Origin of the sequence: Zeimonas arvi, from assembly GCF_008039575.1 — a bacterium.
Taxonomy (GTDB): Bacteria; Pseudomonadota; Gammaproteobacteria; order Burkholderiales; family Burkholderiaceae_E; genus Zeimonas; species Zeimonas arvi.
In genome coordinates, this window is sequence record NZ_VDUY01000008.1 from 1 (window position 1) to 14,809 (window position 14,809).

Consider the following 14,809-nt stretch of genomic DNA (forward strand, 5'->3'; position numbering starts at 1 on the left):
AGTGAGTCGGGCATTCTTGTGCGTGTTCATTCGGCTGGCGTCCCTGGGATCTGGGTGTTTGGCGACTTCCAGTCTCTCAAACCCAGTCCGAATGGACACAACAACCTATTGAAGCTTCACACCTAGCGTCGCCGGGGCAAGATGCGAGCGACCCGACGGTCGAGCGAGTCGGTCCGGCTCAGCGCCCGATCTCGGCGCGCAGCGCCTCGGCCAGTTCGATGACCGCCGACGCGTAGAAGCTCGAGCGGTTGTAGCGGGTGATCACGTAGAAGTTGCGCGCGCCCAGCCAGTAGTCGGGCGCATCGTCTCCATTCGGCAGGTCGATCAGCGCGAGCTTGGTGTCGAAGGCGACCGGATCGCGGCTGCTCACGCCGTAGTCGCGCAGGCTGTCGATGGTGAAGGCCGGCGTGATGCCCGCTTCGATCAGCGGCGACAGACGTTTCGGGTCGGCGATGCGCGCGGCGTAGCGCGCCGGCTCGCCGGGCGCCCAGCCGTGCTCGGCGAGGAAGTTCGCCACGCTGCCGATCGCGTCGGCGGGACTCTCGCGCAGGTCGATGCGGCCGTCACCGTCGAAGTCGACCGCCCAGCGCCGGATGCTTCCGGGCATGAACTGGGGCAGGCCGATCGCGCCGGCGTAGGAGCCGCGAACGGCGAGGGGGTCGACGCCCTCGGTGCGCGTGAGCAGCAGGTATTGCTCGAGCTCGCCGCGGAAGTAGTCGGCGCGGCGCGGATAGTCGAAGGCCAGCGTGGTCAGCACGTCGATGACGCGGTGATCGCCGGTGATGCGCCCGAACACGGTCTCCACGCCGATGATCGCGACGATGATCTCCTCGGGCACGCCGTAGCGCTCCGAGGCGCGCGCGACCGCGTCCGCGTGCTCGCGCCAGAATCGCACGCCGGTCGAAATCCGGGTGTCGTCGATGAAGCGGGAGCGGTAGACCTTCCAGGAGCGCTTGAAGCCGGGCGGCGCCGGCGTCATCAGGCGGATCGCCGCGTCGCTGCGGCGCACGCGGGCGAAGATCTCGTCGAGCGCGGCCCGGTCGAAGGCATGGCGCTCGGCCAGGCCGTCGATGAAGGCGCGGACGTCCGGGCGGGCGGGGTAATCGCGGGCGACGGCCTCGGGCGTGGTCGCGCATCCGGTGGCCAGCGCCAGGCCGGCTCCGGCCAGCAGGAATTTCAGGGTCTGAACTGTCTTACGCATTGCAGCAAGTGTCGCACGTCCCCGCGCGTGCCGGGATCGGCACGGTCGCCGCCGTAGCGCAAGCGGTTGTACAGCGCGGCGATGCGACGCGCGTCGGCCACCCGGTCGGGCTCGACCAGACGTTCCACCCGCGCCAGGTAGGCGGTGGCGGTCTCGTGCGGCTGACGTGCCAGGCCGGTCACCGCCAGCTTCTGGCAGAAGTCGTCCCAGGCGCGCTCGACCGGGTCGCGCGCGCGGCGCGGATGCAGGGTCAGCACCGCGATCGCACCCACGATCGCGGTCAGCGACAGCGCGAGCAGACCGGCGATCGCGCGCCAGTCGTCGGCCTCGAGGCCCAGCCGCTCGAGCAGGCGCACCTGGCGGCCGCGGTCGTAGGAGAGCAGCCACTGGTTCCACGCGTTGGTCAATGCATCGAGGCGAAAGCGCAGCGTGGACAGCAGCGGCCCGGCCAAGTCGAGCCCTGGCATGCCGGCGAAACCGGGTTCCAGCCGCAGGCCGCGCTCGATGCGCTCGGGTGCCACCGCAGCCGTCGGGTCGACCCGGGTCCAGCCCTGGCCTTCGAGCCAGACCTCCGCCCAGGCATGGGCATCGGCCTGCCTGACCAGCCACCAGCCGTCGACGGGATTGCGCTCGCCGCCCTGGTAGCCGGTCACGACCCGCGCCGGGATGTCGAGCGCGCGCATCAGCACCGCGAAGGCGCCGGCGAAATGTTCGCAGAAGCCCGCCCGGGTCTCGAACAGGAAATCGTCGACGCTGTGGCGGCCCAGCAGCGGCGGCTGCAGCGTATAGCGGAAGCCCTGCTGGCGGAACATGGCGAGCGCGCGCTCGACCAGGCGCAGGTCGCCCTGGCCCCGATCGGGCGTCCGGCCGCCCGTGCTGTCCGCGGCCAGGAGCTCGGCGCGCCACTGCGCGGCCAGCGCCGACGTGCGCGGGTTGAAGCCGGCAGGCAGCTCGAGCCAGTTCTGCAGCGAGTCGCGGCTTTCGTTCAGGCCGGCCTGCCAGGCGGTCGACGATTCCACCCGATAGCGGGCGCGCGAATCGAGCGGCGCCGACGCCAGCAGCTGAAGGTCCGGGTTCAGGGTCACCCGCAGGCCGGGCGGCGGCTCCACGTCGATCGGCATCTCGAGCGGGAACATCCACGGGCGGGACGACGGCTCCTGGGTGATTTCGTAGGCGATCCGGGCGTCGCGCGCGTAGCGCACCTGCGGCGGCGGAGGCGGCGCCACCGGATTCCGGAGCGCCCGCCAGGTGGCGCCGTCGAAGTCGCCGAAGACCGGGCCGCGCCAGTAGAGCAGCGCGGTCGGCGGGGTGTCGCCCTCGAAGCGCACGCGAAAGGCGATCGCGGTCGATTCGCCCAGATCCGAGATCGCGCCGGGCGTCATGGTTTCGCTCAGCCCGGTGCTCGCACGGCGGGTGTCCGACTGCATGCCCCATAGCGTGCCGGCCGGCCGCGGGAAGAGAACGAAGAGCACCGCCGCGACCGGCAGCGCCTGCAGCAGCAGGATGCCGACCCACTTCAGCCGCTGGCGGATCGGCGCTTCCTGGCGCTGGTACTGCATGGTCAGCATGGCCGCGATCAGCCCGGCGAGTCCCAGGCCGACGATGGCGGCGGTGCCCATCGACTGCGAGTGGAGGAAGGCCGCCAGCAACAGGAAGAGCGACAGGAAGATCACCACGAACAGGTCGCGCCGGGCCCGCATCTCCATCAGCTTGAGGCCCAGGAAGAGGATCAGCAGGGCGACGCCGGGCTCGCGCCCGAGCAGTGTCTGGTAGTGGGCCCAGACCGCGGCCGTGGCGGCGATCGCGCCGGCCCAGCGCACCGAGGCGCGCGGCAGCCAGCGCCCGGAGAACAGCAGGCCGAGTCGCCAGGCGAACAGCAGCACGAAGCCCGCGCCGACCCACCAGGGCATCCAGCCGAAGTGCGGCAACACCGCCACGAAGACCGGCAGCATCAGGAACAGCGTGTCGCGGCGCTCGCGCTCCCACTGCGCGCCGAGCCGGCCGCCGAGCGCGCGCAGCGAGAGCCTCAGTCCGTCTGCGCCGTTCATCGCGAGCGTCCGGTCGAGGCGGCGGGCGCGAGGCCCCAGGTGGCGAGCGATTCGAGGCAGCGCTCGCGATGTGCCGGTCCCGCGTCCGCGACGATGGCCACGCCGGGAAGTGTCATCGCGTAGCGCACGCCGAGCGAATCGGCTTCGAGCACCCAGCGGGTCATGCGCGACAGCCGGCGCTCGTCGTCCCAGCCGGGCGGGAGCAGATCCCAGTCGAGCGACAGCTCGCCGAGCTCGCCGCCCTCGTACTGGCGCACGATCAGGTCTTCGGAAGCGGTGCGGGCCATCGCCTTCCAGGCGATCCGCCGCGGCGAGTCGCCCGCCCGCCACGGGCGCAGCGCTGCCAGGTCCTGCTCGCCGCCGCCGCGCGCCTGGCCGTCGCCGCTGCTGGCGAGCCGCGCCGGCAGGCTCGCGCCGGGGGGTTCGGGCTTGGGGTAGACCAGCACGCGCAACGCCGGCTGCCACCAGGTCCACGCCCGCCAGATGCCGAGCGGGAATCGGGTTTCCAGCCGCAGCCGCGGCACCGGATGCCAGCCGCGCTCGCGCGCCGGCAGGGCCAGCGACACGATCTGCTCGGCGCCACTGCTCGCGTCGAAGTGCTCGGGCCGCGCCATGCCGGGCGCGAGGAAGGACAGCGCGAAGCGCTCGATCCGCCCCGGGTTGCGCACGATCGCCGTGAGCGTGGTGAAGTCGCCGGCGAACACCGGCTCCGCGCGCCCCGGGCGCAGCACCAGCGAGGCGAGGTTGCGCCAGGTCTGCAGCATCGCCACGATGGCCACGGCTGCCACCAGGAAGCTCAGCGCGTAACCGAGCGAGAGCCGGTAGTTGATCGAGGCGATCAGCATCGTGGCCACCACCGCGCCGTAGAGCAGGCCGGGGCGGGTCGGCAGCACGTACACATGGCGATGGCCGAGCCGATGGTCGCCGGCCACCGGGCGATGCCGGCTCGCGATGATCGACTCGAGCCAGCCGCGCCGGGCGCCGGGCTCGGCGGTGCGGGCGGCCGTCACGGCACCGGCACCGCCTTGATCAGCTCGGCCACCAGCTCGGCGCGGGCGCGATGCGTGCTCGCCACGCCGCGCGCGGGCCGCAGCCGGTGCCCGGCCACCGCGGTGAGCACGGCCTGCACGTCTTCGGGCAGCACGTGGTTGCGGCCGTCGAGCAGCGCCCAGGCGCGGGCCGCCTGGATCAGGCCCAGGCCGGCGCGCGGGCTCAGGCCTTCGGCCAGGGCGGCGCTGCGGCGGCTGTGCGTGAGCAGGTTCTGGATGTAGTCGATCAGCGGCGGGGCGCAGCGGATCTGGCGCACCAGCGCCTGCGCCTCGAGCAGCTGCGGCGGGGTCATCGCCGGTTGCAGCGTCTCGAGCAGCTCGCGCCGGTCCTGGCCCTCGAGGATGGCCCGCTCGGACTTCGGGTCCGGATAGCCCAGTTCGATGCACATCAGGAAGCGGTCGAGCTGCGACTCGGGCAGCGGGAAGGTGCCGATCTGGTCCTGCGGGTTCTGCGTGGCGATCACGAAGAACGGATCGGGCAGCGGATGCGCGCGGCCCTCGACCGAGACCTGCCGCTCCTCCATGGCCTCGAGCAGCGAGGACTGCGTCTTCGGCGAGGCCCGGTTGATCTCGTCGGCCAGCAGCACCTGCGAGAACACCGGGCCCGGGTGGAACACGAAGGCCGACTTGTCGCGATCGAACACCGTGACGCCGACCACGTCGGCAGGCAGCAGGTCGTTGGTGAACTGCACGCGCTTGTACTGAAGGCCGAGCGAGATCGACAGCGCGTGGGCCAGCGTGGTCTTGCCGACGCCGGGAAGGTCTTCGATCAGCAGGTGGCCGCGCGCCAGCAGGCAGGCCAGCGCGAGCCGGATCTGAGCCTGCTTGCCCACGACGACCGAACCGACCTGGGCGGCGACCGCCTGTATCCGCTCGAGCATCCGGGGAGATTCCTGTGGGGAAGGTCGGCCGAGTGTAAACCGCCGTCGCTGCCCGCCTGGTGCCGGAGTTCGCAGCGTTTGGCCTTCGGCCTCGGCGCGCCGATAATCGGCTGTATTGCCGGCGCGAGCGGTGGCCGCGGTGCCGGTTCCGCAACCCAGTCCGATGGAGGAACGAGGATGTCCGCAGTGCCCTCAACCGCTTCCCACGGGAACGACGCGCCGGTGCTGGCCTCGCGCAGCGGCGGCGTGCTCACGCTCACGCTGAACCGCCCCGCGCAGTTCAATGCCCTGTCGGCCGAGCTGATGGCGGCCATGCAGATCGAGCTCGATCGCGCGGCGGCCGACCCCGCGGTGCGAGTGGTGGTCGTGGCGGCGGCCGGCAAGGCCTTCTGCGCCGGCCACGACCTGCGCGAGATGCGCGCCGACCCTTCGCTCGACTACTACCAGAAGCTGTTCGCGCAGTGCTCGCGAATGATGATGACCCTCCAGCGGATGCCGCAGCCGGTGATCGCGCGGGTGCACGGAATTGCCACGGCGGCCGGTTGCCAGCTGGTCGCGATGTGCGACCTGGCGGTGGCGGCCGAGGGCGCGCGCTTCGCGGTGTCGGGCGTGAACCTGGGGTTGTTCTGCTCCACGCCCTCGGTCGCGCTGTCGCGCAACCTCGGCCGCAAGCAGGCCTTCGAGATGCTGGTCACCGGCGAGTTCATCGACGCCTGGGCTGCCAAGGAGAAGGGGCTGGTCAACGCGGTGGTCGCGCCCGATCACCTCGATGCCGAGATCGGCAGGATCGCCGCTTCGATCTGCGCCAAGCCCGCTGCGGCGATCGCCGCAGGCAAGGGGCTCTTCTACCGCCAGCTCGAAATGGGCATCGACGCGGCCTACCAGCTGGCCGGCCAGACCATGGCCTGCAACATGATGGACGAGTCGGCGCTCGAGGGCGTGCAGGCCTTCATCGAGAAGCGCGCGCCGGACTGGAAGTGATCCGGGTGTCAGTCCCAGTCTTCGGCCAGCAGTTCGCGTAGCGCTTCGAGCCGGCCGGCGCCCAGCCGCTCGGCCAGGCGCTGCTCGATCTGCTCGATGATGCGTGCGCCGGCGCGGTTCACCTGCCGGCCTTTCTCGGTGTAGCTCACGATCTTGGCATTTCGCCGCTCGGGGTCGTCCCGGACCTCCAGGATCCCGCGGCGGGCCAGCTCGGCCACGGTCTTGTGCACCGCCTGGCGCGAGATGGCCAGCCGCCGGGCCAGCTCGGCCATGCTGGCCGGCTTGCCCGCCATGTGCGCCAGCAGCCGGCTCTGGGCCGGTGTGATGTAGGCGTGCTCGCCGCTCTTCACGCCGCGCATGATCTCGCGCGCGAACCAGTCGGAGCGCGCGATCAGCAGTTGTTTCAGGTTGGCGGACACGATGGGCTGGGTCACTCGATCTCGGGTGTCAACCAAGGTTGACATGCTGATGTTGCATCGCGATAATCCTCGTGTCAACCAGGGTTGACAGGATGTAAACCCCTCGCCGGGCGAGCCCCCTGTAAAATCGATCCTTTACCTTCCAACCGACTCCGTGAGGCCTCGATGAAGATTCTCGTCCCCGTCAAGCGAGTGGTGGACTACAACGTGAAGGTTCGCGTCAAGAGCGACCAGACCGGTGTGGACATCGCCAACGTCAAGATGTCGATGAACCCGTTCGACGAGATCGCTGTCGAAGAGGCCGTTCGCTTGAAGGAGAAGGGTGTCGCCACCGAGATCGTGGCCGTTTCCTGCGGGCCCGCCGCCTGCCAGGAGACCCTGCGCACCGCGATGGCCATCGGCGCCGACCGCGGCATCCTGGTCGAGACCGACGCCGAGCTGCAGCCGCTGGCGGTGGCCAAGCTGCTCAAGGCGCTGGTCGACAAGGAGCAGCCGCAACTGCTCATCCTGGGCAAGCAGGCCATCGACGACGACGCCAACCAGACCGGCCAGATGCTGGCCGCGCTGGCCGGCATGCCGCAGGCCACCTTCGCCTCGAAGGTCGAGGTCGCCGACGGCAAGGCCAAGGTGACCCGCGAGGTCGACGGTGGCCTGGAGACGGTTGAGATCTCGCTGCCCGCGGTGGTCACCACCGACCTGCGCCTGAACGAGCCGCGCTATGTCACGCTGCCCAACATCATGAAGGCGAAGAAGAAGCAGCTCGACAACGTGAAGCCGGCCGACCTGGGCGTGGACCCGGCGCCGCGCCTGAAGACGCTGAAGGTGACCGAGCCGGCCGGCCGCAAGGCGGGCATCAAGGTGGCCGACGTCGCCGCGCTGGTCGACAAGCTGAAGAACGAAGCGAAAGTGATCTGAGGAAGGGGCACGACATGGCAGCTCTTGTTATCGCCGAACACGACAACGCGACGCTGAAGCCGGCGACGCTGAACACCATCACCGCGGCCGCCCGGTGCGGCGGCGACGTCACCGTGCTGGTCGCGGGCGCCGGCTGCGACGGCGCGGCCCAGGCCGCCGCCCAGGTGGCGGGCGTGGCCAAGGTGCTGGTGGCCGATGCCCCGCATCTGGCCGACCAGCTCGCCGAGAACGTCGCGGCGCAGGCCGTTGCGGTGGCCGGCGGCTATTCGCACATCCTGGCGCCGGCAACGGCCTCGGGCAAGAACGTCCTCCCGCGCGTGGCGGCGCTGCTCGACGTGGCGCAGATCTCCGAGATCACCAGCGTCGAGTCGCCCGACACCTTCACCCGCCCGATCTACGCGGGCAACGCGATCGCCACGGTGCAGTCGGCCGATGCGGTCAAGGTGATCACGGTGCGCGGCACCGCCTTCGACGCCGCTGCCGCCACCGGCGGTTCGGCCGCCGTGGAGAGGATCGACGCGGTCGCCGATTCCGGCAAGTCGAGCTTCGTGGGCCGCGAGATCGCCAAGAGCGATCGTCCGGAACTGACCGCCGCCAAGATCGTGGTGTCGGGCGGCCGCGGCATGGGCTCGGCCGAGAACTTCAAGCTGCTCGAACCGCTGGCCGACAAGCTGGGCGCCGCGATGGGCGCCTCGCGCGCGGCGGTCGACGCCGGCTACGCGCCGAACGACTGGCAGGTCGGCCAGACCGGCAAGATCGTCGCGCCGCAGCTCTATGTGGCGATCGGCATCTCGGGCGCGATCCAGCACCTGGCCGGCATGAAGGACAGCAAGGTGATCGTCGCGATCAACAAGGACGAGGAAGCGCCGATCTTCGGCGTGGCCGACTACGGGCTGGTCGCCGACCTGTTCCAGGCCGTTCCCGAGCTGACCGAGAAACTGGGCTGAGGCCCATTGCCGGGCGCGCGTCACGCGGCGCCACCCGGCCAGGCAGCAGGCAGGATCGAGCGGCCGACCGGCGACGGATCGGCCGTTTTCATATCCGGATGGAGTGACACGATGTCGTTCAAGGCCCCGCTCAAGGACATGCTCTTCGCGCTCGAGCATGTCGCCGACCTGCAATCCGTCGCGAAGCTGCCCGGCTTCGAGGATGCCGGGCTCGACACCGCCCAGGCGGTGCTCGAGGAGTGCGCAAAGTTCAACGAAGGCGTGGTCGCGCCGCTCAACTGGACCGGCGACACGCAGCCCTCCACGCTGAGCAACGGCGTGGTGAAGACCACGCCCGGTTTTCGCGAGGCCTTCAAGCAGTTTGCCGAGGGCGGCTGGCAGGGCGTCCAGCATCCGGTGGAGTTCGGCGGCCAGGGCTTGCCCAAGGCGATCGCCACGCCCTGCATCGAGATCCTCAACGCGGCCAACCTGTCCTTCGCGCTGTGCCCGCTGCTGACCGACGGCGCGATCGAGGCGCTGCTCACCGCAGGCTCCGGCGAGCAGAAGAAGCGCTACGTGCCCAACCTGATCTCGGGCAGGTGGACCGGCACGATGAACCTGACCGAGCCGCAGGCCGGCTCGGACCTCTCGCTGGTGCGCGCCAAGGCGGTGCCGCAGGCCGACGGCAGCTACCGGGTCTTCGGCCAGAAGATCTTCATCACCTTCGGCGAGCACGACATGGCGGACAACATCGTCCACCTGGTGCTGGCTCGCACGCCCGACGCGCCCGAGGGCGTGAAGGGCATCTCGCTGTTCATCGTGCCCAAGTTCCTGGTGGACGAGGCCGGCGAGCCGCTCGAGCGCAACGACGTCTGGTGCTCGTCGATCGAGCACAAGCTGGGCATCAAGGCCAGCCCGACCTCGGTGCTGATCTACGGTGACGGCAAGGGCGAAGTGGGCGAGGGCGCGGTCGGCTACCTGGTCGGCGAGGAGAATCGCGGCCTCGAGTACATGTTCATCATGATGAACTCGGCGCGCTTCGCGGTCGGCATGCAGGGCGTGGCAATCGCCGAGCGCGCGTACCAGAAGGCCGCCGCCTACGCCAAGGAGCGGCTGCAGAGTCGCGACGTGGTCGGTTCCAGCGGGCCGGTGGCCATCGTCGAGCACCCCGACGTGCGCCGGATGCTGATGACGATGCGCGCGCACACCGAGGCGGCGCGGGCGCTGGCCTACCTGGCTGCGGCGCTGTCCGACGCGGGGCACCATTCGGGCGATGCGACCGAGCGCAAGCGGAGCATGGCCGCCTACGAGTACCTGGTGCCGATCGTCAAGGGCTGGTCCACCGAGATGTCGCTCGAGGTCACCTCGCTCGGCGTGCAGGTCCACGGCGGCATGGGCTTCATCGAGGAGACCGGCGCGGCGCAGTACTACCGCGACGCGCGAATCCTGACCATCTACGAAGGCACCACCGCGATCCAGGCCAACGACCTGGTGGGGCGCAAGACCGCGCGCGACGGCGGCGCGGTGGCGAAGGGACTGCTCGAACAGGCGCGCGAAAGCGCGGCGTCGCTGTCCGCCAGCGCGAACGCCGACCTTCAGGCGATCGGGCGGCGCCTGTCGGCTGGCTGCGACGCGCTCGCGTCGGTGATCGAGTTCGTGGTCGCCAACTCGAAGTCCGATGTGCGCGCCGTGTTCGCCGGCAGCGTGCCTTACCTGAAGCTGGCCGGCATCGTTCTGTCGGGCTGGCAGATGGGCCGGGCGGCCCAGGCTGCCGCGTCGCGCCTGGAGTCGGGCGATGACGCCGGCTTCATGGCTGCCAAGATCGCGACCGCCCGTTTCCACGCCGACCACATCCTGAGTCAGGCGCCCGGCCTGGCGAGCTCGGTGGTCGATGGCGCGACGGGTGTGCTGGCGCTGGAGAGCGAGCGCTTCTGATCGGCGCGAGCGGCGCCCGGGGGCGCCGCAACCGGGCCGTTTCGAGCGGGGCTGCACGCCGGGGGTCAGCGCGCGATCAGCCCCCATTCGACCAGGCGATCGCGGGCCCGCGCAGCCAGCTCGCCGAAGTCGATGCCGCCGCCGCCGCCTTCGGGCGCCGACATCCACACCGCCAGGAAGGCGCCCACGCCGGCGGCGAGCACCAGCAGGACCAGCAAGGGCGCGAGCCAGGCCGGGCTGCGCCTTGCCGGCAGCTCGATCGCCGGTGCGGGCCTGGCGCGCCGGACGACCGGCGCTTCGGGATCGCCCAGCCGGGGTTCGTTGCCGATCGGCCGCGCGGACGCCCGGATATCGCCCAGGTGGGGCTCCGTCGGGCCGGTTCCTCGGTTCGCCGGCGCAGGATCCGCACCGTTCGCGCGCAGCTGCGGTTCGGCCGCTTCCGGAGGGACGCCGGCGGGGCCGAGCTTCGGCTCGACGAAGCGCGGCCCGGGCTGAGCCGGACCGGGCTTCGAATCGATCGTCCCGAGCTTCGGTTCGGGGACTTCCGGCTCGGGGAGCTTCGGTTCGGCGAGCTTCGGTTCGGGAAGCCTGCCTTCGGCGAGCCTGGGTTCGGGGAGGCTGGGTTCGGGGAGCTCCCGTTCGGTGTGCTCGCTCGGCTCGGTGCGCGCGCTCGACTCGGTTCGGGCTTCGGTCGCCCGGCCGCTCGGAACCGCGTCCCAATCCGGCAGGCGCGGCTCGGTGCCTGGCGGTGGCGCCAGCCCCGTCAGCGGATCCGCCCCCGCAGGCGCGCGCGCGAGCAGGTCTGCAAGGTTCGCTGGCGCCGGGCGCGTGCGCTCGAAGGGCTGCCAGGCAGGGGCAGCGTCGGCTCGAGGGGCCGATGCGGCCGCTTCTGCAGGGGGTGGTTCGACGGGCTTTGCCTCCGCCGGAGCCTGCAAGGGCACCGTGGGCGCTCGTGCAGCGGGGCGCGGCGCGTCGGGCGCTGGCGCCGGCTGCTCGTCGAGCGACGCGCCGCACTTGGCGCATCGCCTTGCCCAGGGTGGGTTTCCGCCCCCGCAGGACGGACAGCTGACGATCATCGTTCGGCCTCCTCGTGCCGTCGAGCATAGCGCGATGTGCTTGCGGGGAAGGGCTTTCGGGAGCGATACTGTGCAAATGAACAGTAATCGAGCCCGGCGCGCACTGGCAGAGGCCGTCGCCGCCAGCGCGGCGCGCGCCAGCAAGCGGCCGTCAGGCGGTCGCGGGGCGGTGTCGAGCCCGGCGGGTCGCTTCGAGACGCTCGCCCGCGAGTCGGCCGACGATGGCTGGTACCGCGAGGACGGCGAGCCCCCGGCGCTTCGCACCGAGGTCACCGAGGAACGCGCCAGGAGCATCCTCGCCTTCAACGATTCACCCGACCTGCCGTTCGATCGCTCGCTCAATCCCTATCGGGGTTGCGAGCATGGTTGCACGTACTGCTTCGCCCGGCCCACCCACGCCTGGCTGGGCCTGTCGCCGGGGCTGGACTTCGAGACCCGGCTGCGGGCCAAGGTCAACGCGGCCGAGCGTTTGCGTGCCGAGCTGGCGGCGCCGGCCTACCGTTGCGCGCCGGTCAACATCGGCTCGGCCACCGATGCCTATCAGCCGATCGAGCGGGAGCGTCGGCTCACCCGGGCCGTGCTGGAGGTGTTGTCCGAATGCTCGCATCCGCTGACCATCGTCACCAAGTCCTCGCTGGTCGAGCGGGACATCGACCTGCTCGCTCCAATGGCCCGTCGCGGCCTGGCTGCCGTCTACGTTTCCGTGTCCACGCTCGATCCGGCACTGGCCCGGGCCTGGGAGCCCCGGGCCGCCGCGCCGTGGCGGCGCCTTCGCACGATCCGCCGGCTGGCCGATGCAGGCATCCCGGTGGGTGTGGCGGTGGCGCCGGTCGTGCCCTTCCTGAACGAGCCCGAGCTCGAGCGGGTGCTCGAACAGGCCGCTCAGGCCGGTGCGAGCTCGGCCTTCTACACGATCCTGCGCCTGCCGTGGGAGCTGCGCGAAGTGTTCGTCGACTGGCTGCAGTCCGTCTATCCGGACCGCGCGGCCCGGATCATGAACCGGCTCGGCGACATGCGCGCCGGGGACGGGCGGGCGGGGGGCAGAGGCCTCGGCGGCAGGAGCGCCGGCGGCGCGGGCGGCGCGCGCCCCCTGAACGATCCCCGCTTCTTCCACCGGATGACCGGGCAGGGCGGCTGGGCCGAACTGGTCCGTCTGCGCTTCGAGCTCGCCGCCCGCAAGCTGGGGCTCGATCGCGAGCGCCGGTCGCTGCGCACGGATCTGTTCGAGCCGCCGGCACGACCGCAACGGGCGCCCGGCGCGATGGTTCCCGCGAGCAGCAGGGTCGCCCTCGAGAAGGCCGCCGCGGCTGCCCTTCAGCAGAGTCTGTTCTGACCGGCGCTTGCTGTTCCCAGTCGGTGCGCGCAATCCATCGATTGCTGCAACGGCGTTGGCCAGCTATAATTTAGGGTTTTCCGCCCACGGACAAAGGATACCGATATGGTCGTCATCCGCCTCACGCGCGGCGGCGCCAAGAAGCGCCCCTTTTATCACATCGTCGCCACCGACAAGCAGAGCCGCCGCGACGGCCGCTTCATCGAGCGGATCGGCTTCTACAACCCCGTTGCCGCCGCGACCGAGAACGGTCTCGTGCTGTCCATGGACCGCATCGGTTACTGGCAACAGAAGGGCGCGCAGCTGTCGCCCACCGTCGAGCGTCTGGTTCGCCAGTACGCCAAGGCGCAGGGCGCGCCGGCCGCTGCCGCGGCCTGACAGGTGCCGGCCGCTGCTGCGGCGTCGCGCGTACCGGCCGCTGACGCAGCCGGGGCGCGCGGGCGGCGACAGCGGCCCGGCTGTCGCACCAGCCAGGCGCTGAGATGACGGCTGGCAGTTCGGCGGCTCCGGCCAGGGCCGGCAAGGTCGCCCCGGCCGGGAACGGCGGGGGCGCCTCGCCGGCTGCCGTCGTCACGGTTGCCGCACTGCCGGCTGACGCGGTGGTGGTCGGCCGGGTCGAAGGCGCCTACGGCGTGCGCGGCGCGATGCGAATCGAGCCCTTCAACGATCCTCGCGATTCCGTGCTGCTGAAGGCGCGTCGCTGGTACCTGACGGGGCCTGCATCGCGGCAGAAGGGCCCGTCGGGGACGGACGGTCCTGTCGCGCCTGGCGCTGCCGGTCGGCAGGCCTCGCCTTCTCGCTTCCCGGTTGTCGTCGAGGTTTCACGTTGCCGCGTTCATGGGGCGGGTCTGGTCGCGACCGTGTCCGGCATCGACGTCAAGGAATCTGCCGACGCGCTGCGCGGCTGCGAAATCGCGGTCAGCCGGGCGGATTTCCCGCCGCCCGAGAGCGGCGAGTACTACTGGGTCGACCTGGTCGGCTGCGTGGTGGTCACGCCCGACGGCGTGCCGCTCGGCGTGGTCGAGGCGGTCGACGACCACGGCGCGCACCCCCTGCTGCGGCTGCGCGCAGAAGACGGTGGCGCGCGGCTGATTCCCTTCGTCGACGCCCACGTGCCGGATGTCGACGTCGTCGGCCGTCGCATCGTCGCCGACTGGGACCCCGCGTTCTGACCCGGCGGCGTCCTTCGGACCGGCCGCCTCCCGCCACCGCGGAGCCGCGGTGGCGTCCCGGAGCCTCATGCATGCGCATCGACGTCGTGACGATCTTTCCCGAGATGTTCGACGCGCTGACCCGCTTCGGCATCACCGGCCGCGCGCTGCAACGCGGGCTCTGGCAGTTCGGCGCGCACAATCCGCGCGACTTCACCACCGACGCCTACCGGCGCGTCGACGATCGCCCCTATGGCGGCGGCCCGGGCATGGTCATGCTCGGCCAGCCGCTGGCCGATGCGATCGACGCGGCGCGGGCCGCAGGCGAGGGCCGGACCGACTCGACGGCGCCCGCCCGCGCGCGACCGGTCATCGCGCTCTCGCCCCAGGGCGCGCCGCTCGACGACGCGACGGTGCGCAGCCTTGCCGCGCTCGCCGGCATGGTGCTGGTGGCCGGTCGTTACGAAGCGATCGACCAGCGGCTGATCGATCGTCACGTCGACGAGGAGATCTCGATCGGCGATTTCGTCGTGTCGGGCGGCGAATTGCCCGCCATGATGCTGATCGACGCGGTCGTGCGGCTGCTGCCGGGCGCGATGAACGACGAGGCCTCGGCCGCCCACGACTCCTTCGCCGACGGTTTGCTGGACTGCCCGCACTACACGCGGCCCGAGGTCTTCGAGGGCCTCCCGGTGCCCGAGGTCCTGCTTTCCGGCCATCACGCCCGGATCGCGCGCTGGCGCCGCGAGCGCTCGCTCGAGACGACATTCCGCCGTCGTCCCGACCTGATCGAGAAGGCGCGCCGGAACGGCCTGCTCGGTCCGACGGACGAAGCGTTTCTCGCGGGCTTCCGGGCATCGGGGGACGGGCGCGAGGAAGGAGAGGGTTAAAGGG

The 14,809-nt window shown here is 71.1% G+C and carries 14 protein-coding genes; 8 read left to right on the top strand and 6 right to left on the bottom strand.

Features of this window, described 5'->3' with window-relative positions; all coding sequences use genetic code 11:
• Positions 1-178: 178 nt before the first annotated feature.
• Genes mltB through FHP08_RS16630 form a run of 4 tightly spaced genes read right to left on the bottom strand, consistent with a single transcriptional unit; the run spans position 179 to position 5,179 of the window.
• On the bottom strand, positions 179-1,201 hold the full coding sequence (gene mltB / locus FHP08_RS16615; protein ID WP_147705628.1) for a lytic murein transglycosylase B: 1,023 nt from the start codon (positions 1,199-1,201) through the stop codon (positions 179-181).
• Complete coding sequence (locus tag FHP08_RS16620) at positions 1,177-3,249, bottom strand: transglutaminase TgpA family protein (protein WP_147705629.1); 2,073 nt, start codon at positions 3,247-3,249, stop codon at positions 1,177-1,179. Before FHP08_RS16620 ends, mltB begins: the two co-directional genes overlap by 25 nt.
• Positions 3,246-4,259, bottom strand: coding sequence for a DUF58 domain-containing protein (locus tag FHP08_RS16625; RefSeq protein WP_147705630.1), 1,014 nt, complete (start codon positions 4,257-4,259; stop codon positions 3,246-3,248). Before FHP08_RS16625 ends, FHP08_RS16620 begins: the two co-directional genes overlap by 4 nt.
• Positions 4,256-5,179 (bottom strand): AAA family ATPase, encoded by a 924-nt coding sequence (locus tag FHP08_RS16630; protein ID WP_147705631.1) that lies wholly within the window; start codon positions 5,177-5,179, stop codon positions 4,256-4,258. The genes FHP08_RS16625 and FHP08_RS16630 overlap by 4 nt, the downstream gene beginning before the upstream one ends.
• 177 nt (positions 5,180-5,356) lie before the next feature.
• On the opposite strand from FHP08_RS16630, the gene FHP08_RS16635 reads away from it, so the two are divergent.
• Positions 5,357-6,160, top strand: coding sequence for an enoyl-CoA hydratase (locus FHP08_RS16635; RefSeq protein WP_147705632.1), 804 nt, complete (start codon positions 5,357-5,359; stop codon positions 6,158-6,160).
• 8 nt (positions 6,161-6,168) lie between these two features.
• On the opposite strand, the gene FHP08_RS16640 is transcribed toward FHP08_RS16635, so the two are convergent.
• Positions 6,169-6,594, bottom strand: coding sequence for a MarR family winged helix-turn-helix transcriptional regulator (locus tag FHP08_RS16640; protein ID WP_187272339.1), 426 nt, complete (start codon positions 6,592-6,594; stop codon positions 6,169-6,171).
• 150 nt (positions 6,595-6,744) lie between these two features.
• Here FHP08_RS16640 and FHP08_RS16645 point away from each other — a divergent pair, with 150 nt between their 5' ends.
• From FHP08_RS16645 to FHP08_RS16655, 3 genes are all read left to right on the top strand, one after another.
• Positions 6,745-7,494 (top strand): electron transfer flavoprotein subunit beta/FixA family protein, encoded by a 750-nt coding sequence (locus tag FHP08_RS16645; protein WP_147705634.1) that lies wholly within the window; start codon positions 6,745-6,747, stop codon positions 7,492-7,494.
• Positions 7,495-7,508: 14 nt separating this feature from the next.
• A complete protein-coding gene (locus tag FHP08_RS16650; protein ID WP_147705635.1) occupies positions 7,509-8,441 on the top strand; it encodes an electron transfer flavoprotein subunit alpha/FixB family protein in 933 nt (310 codons plus the stop codon).
• 111 nt (positions 8,442-8,552) lie between these two features.
• On the top strand, positions 8,553-10,355 hold the full coding sequence (locus FHP08_RS16655; RefSeq protein ID WP_147705636.1) for an acyl-CoA dehydrogenase: 1,803 nt from the start codon (positions 8,553-8,555) through the stop codon (positions 10,353-10,355).
• 65 nt (positions 10,356-10,420) lie between these two features.
• Here the strand turns inward: FHP08_RS16655 and FHP08_RS16660 are convergent, their stop codons facing one another.
• Positions 10,421-11,296, bottom strand: coding sequence for a hypothetical protein (locus FHP08_RS16660; protein ID WP_147705637.1), 876 nt, complete (start codon positions 11,294-11,296; stop codon positions 10,421-10,423).
• Positions 11,297-11,507: 211 nt separating this feature from the next.
• Between FHP08_RS16660 and FHP08_RS16665 the strand changes: the two genes are divergently transcribed.
• From FHP08_RS16665 to trmD, 4 genes are all read left to right on the top strand, one after another.
• Positions 11,508-12,764 (top strand): PA0069 family radical SAM protein, encoded by a 1,257-nt coding sequence (locus FHP08_RS16665; RefSeq protein ID WP_147705638.1) that lies wholly within the window; start codon positions 11,508-11,510, stop codon positions 12,762-12,764.
• A gap of 105 nt (positions 12,765-12,869) precedes the next feature.
• Positions 12,870-13,142, top strand: a complete 273-nt coding sequence (gene rpsP, locus FHP08_RS16670) for a 30S ribosomal protein S16 (RefSeq protein WP_147705639.1) — start codon at positions 12,870-12,872, stop codon at positions 13,140-13,142.
• Between the two features lie 104 nt (positions 13,143-13,246).
• Complete coding sequence (rimM, locus tag FHP08_RS16675) at positions 13,247-13,936, top strand: ribosome maturation factor RimM (protein ID WP_147705640.1); 690 nt, start codon at positions 13,247-13,249, stop codon at positions 13,934-13,936.
• Between the two features lie 71 nt (positions 13,937-14,007).
• Entirely contained in the window at positions 14,008-14,805 is a 798-nt protein-coding gene (gene trmD / locus FHP08_RS16680; RefSeq protein WP_147705641.1) for a tRNA (guanosine(37)-N1)-methyltransferase TrmD, read from the top strand.
• The last annotated feature ends 4 nt before the right edge of the window (positions 14,806-14,809 follow it).

Excerpts from the sequence above, each read along its gene's own strand:
- mltB (WP_147705628.1), bottom strand. The coding sequence starts at position 1,201 with ATGCGTAAGACAGTTCAGACCCTGAAATTCCTGCTGGCCGGAGCCGGC.
- FHP08_RS16620 (WP_147705629.1), bottom strand. The coding sequence starts at position 3,249 with ATGAACGGCGCAGACGGACTGAGGCTCTCGCTGCGCGCGCTCGGCGGC.
- FHP08_RS16630 (WP_147705631.1), bottom strand. The coding sequence starts at position 5,179 with ATGCTCGAGCGGATACAGGCGGTCGCCGCCCAGGTCGGTTCGGTCGTC.
- FHP08_RS16635 (WP_147705632.1), top strand. The coding sequence starts at position 5,357 with ATGTCCGCAGTGCCCTCAACCGCTTCCCACGGGAACGACGCGCCGGTG.
- FHP08_RS16645 (WP_147705634.1), top strand. The coding sequence starts at position 6,745 with ATGAAGATTCTCGTCCCCGTCAAGCGAGTGGTGGACTACAACGTGAAG.
- FHP08_RS16650 (WP_147705635.1), top strand. The coding sequence starts at position 7,509 with ATGGCAGCTCTTGTTATCGCCGAACACGACAACGCGACGCTGAAGCCG.
- FHP08_RS16655 (WP_147705636.1), top strand. The coding sequence starts at position 8,553 with ATGTCGTTCAAGGCCCCGCTCAAGGACATGCTCTTCGCGCTCGAGCAT.
- FHP08_RS16665 (WP_147705638.1), top strand. The coding sequence starts at position 11,508 with ATGAACAGTAATCGAGCCCGGCGCGCACTGGCAGAGGCCGTCGCCGCC.
- rpsP (WP_147705639.1), top strand. The coding sequence starts at position 12,870 with ATGGTCGTCATCCGCCTCACGCGCGGCGGCGCCAAGAAGCGCCCCTTT.
- rimM (WP_147705640.1), top strand. The coding sequence starts at position 13,247 with ATGACGGCTGGCAGTTCGGCGGCTCCGGCCAGGGCCGGCAAGGTCGCC.
- trmD (WP_147705641.1), top strand. The coding sequence starts at position 14,008 with ATGCGCATCGACGTCGTGACGATCTTTCCCGAGATGTTCGACGCGCTG.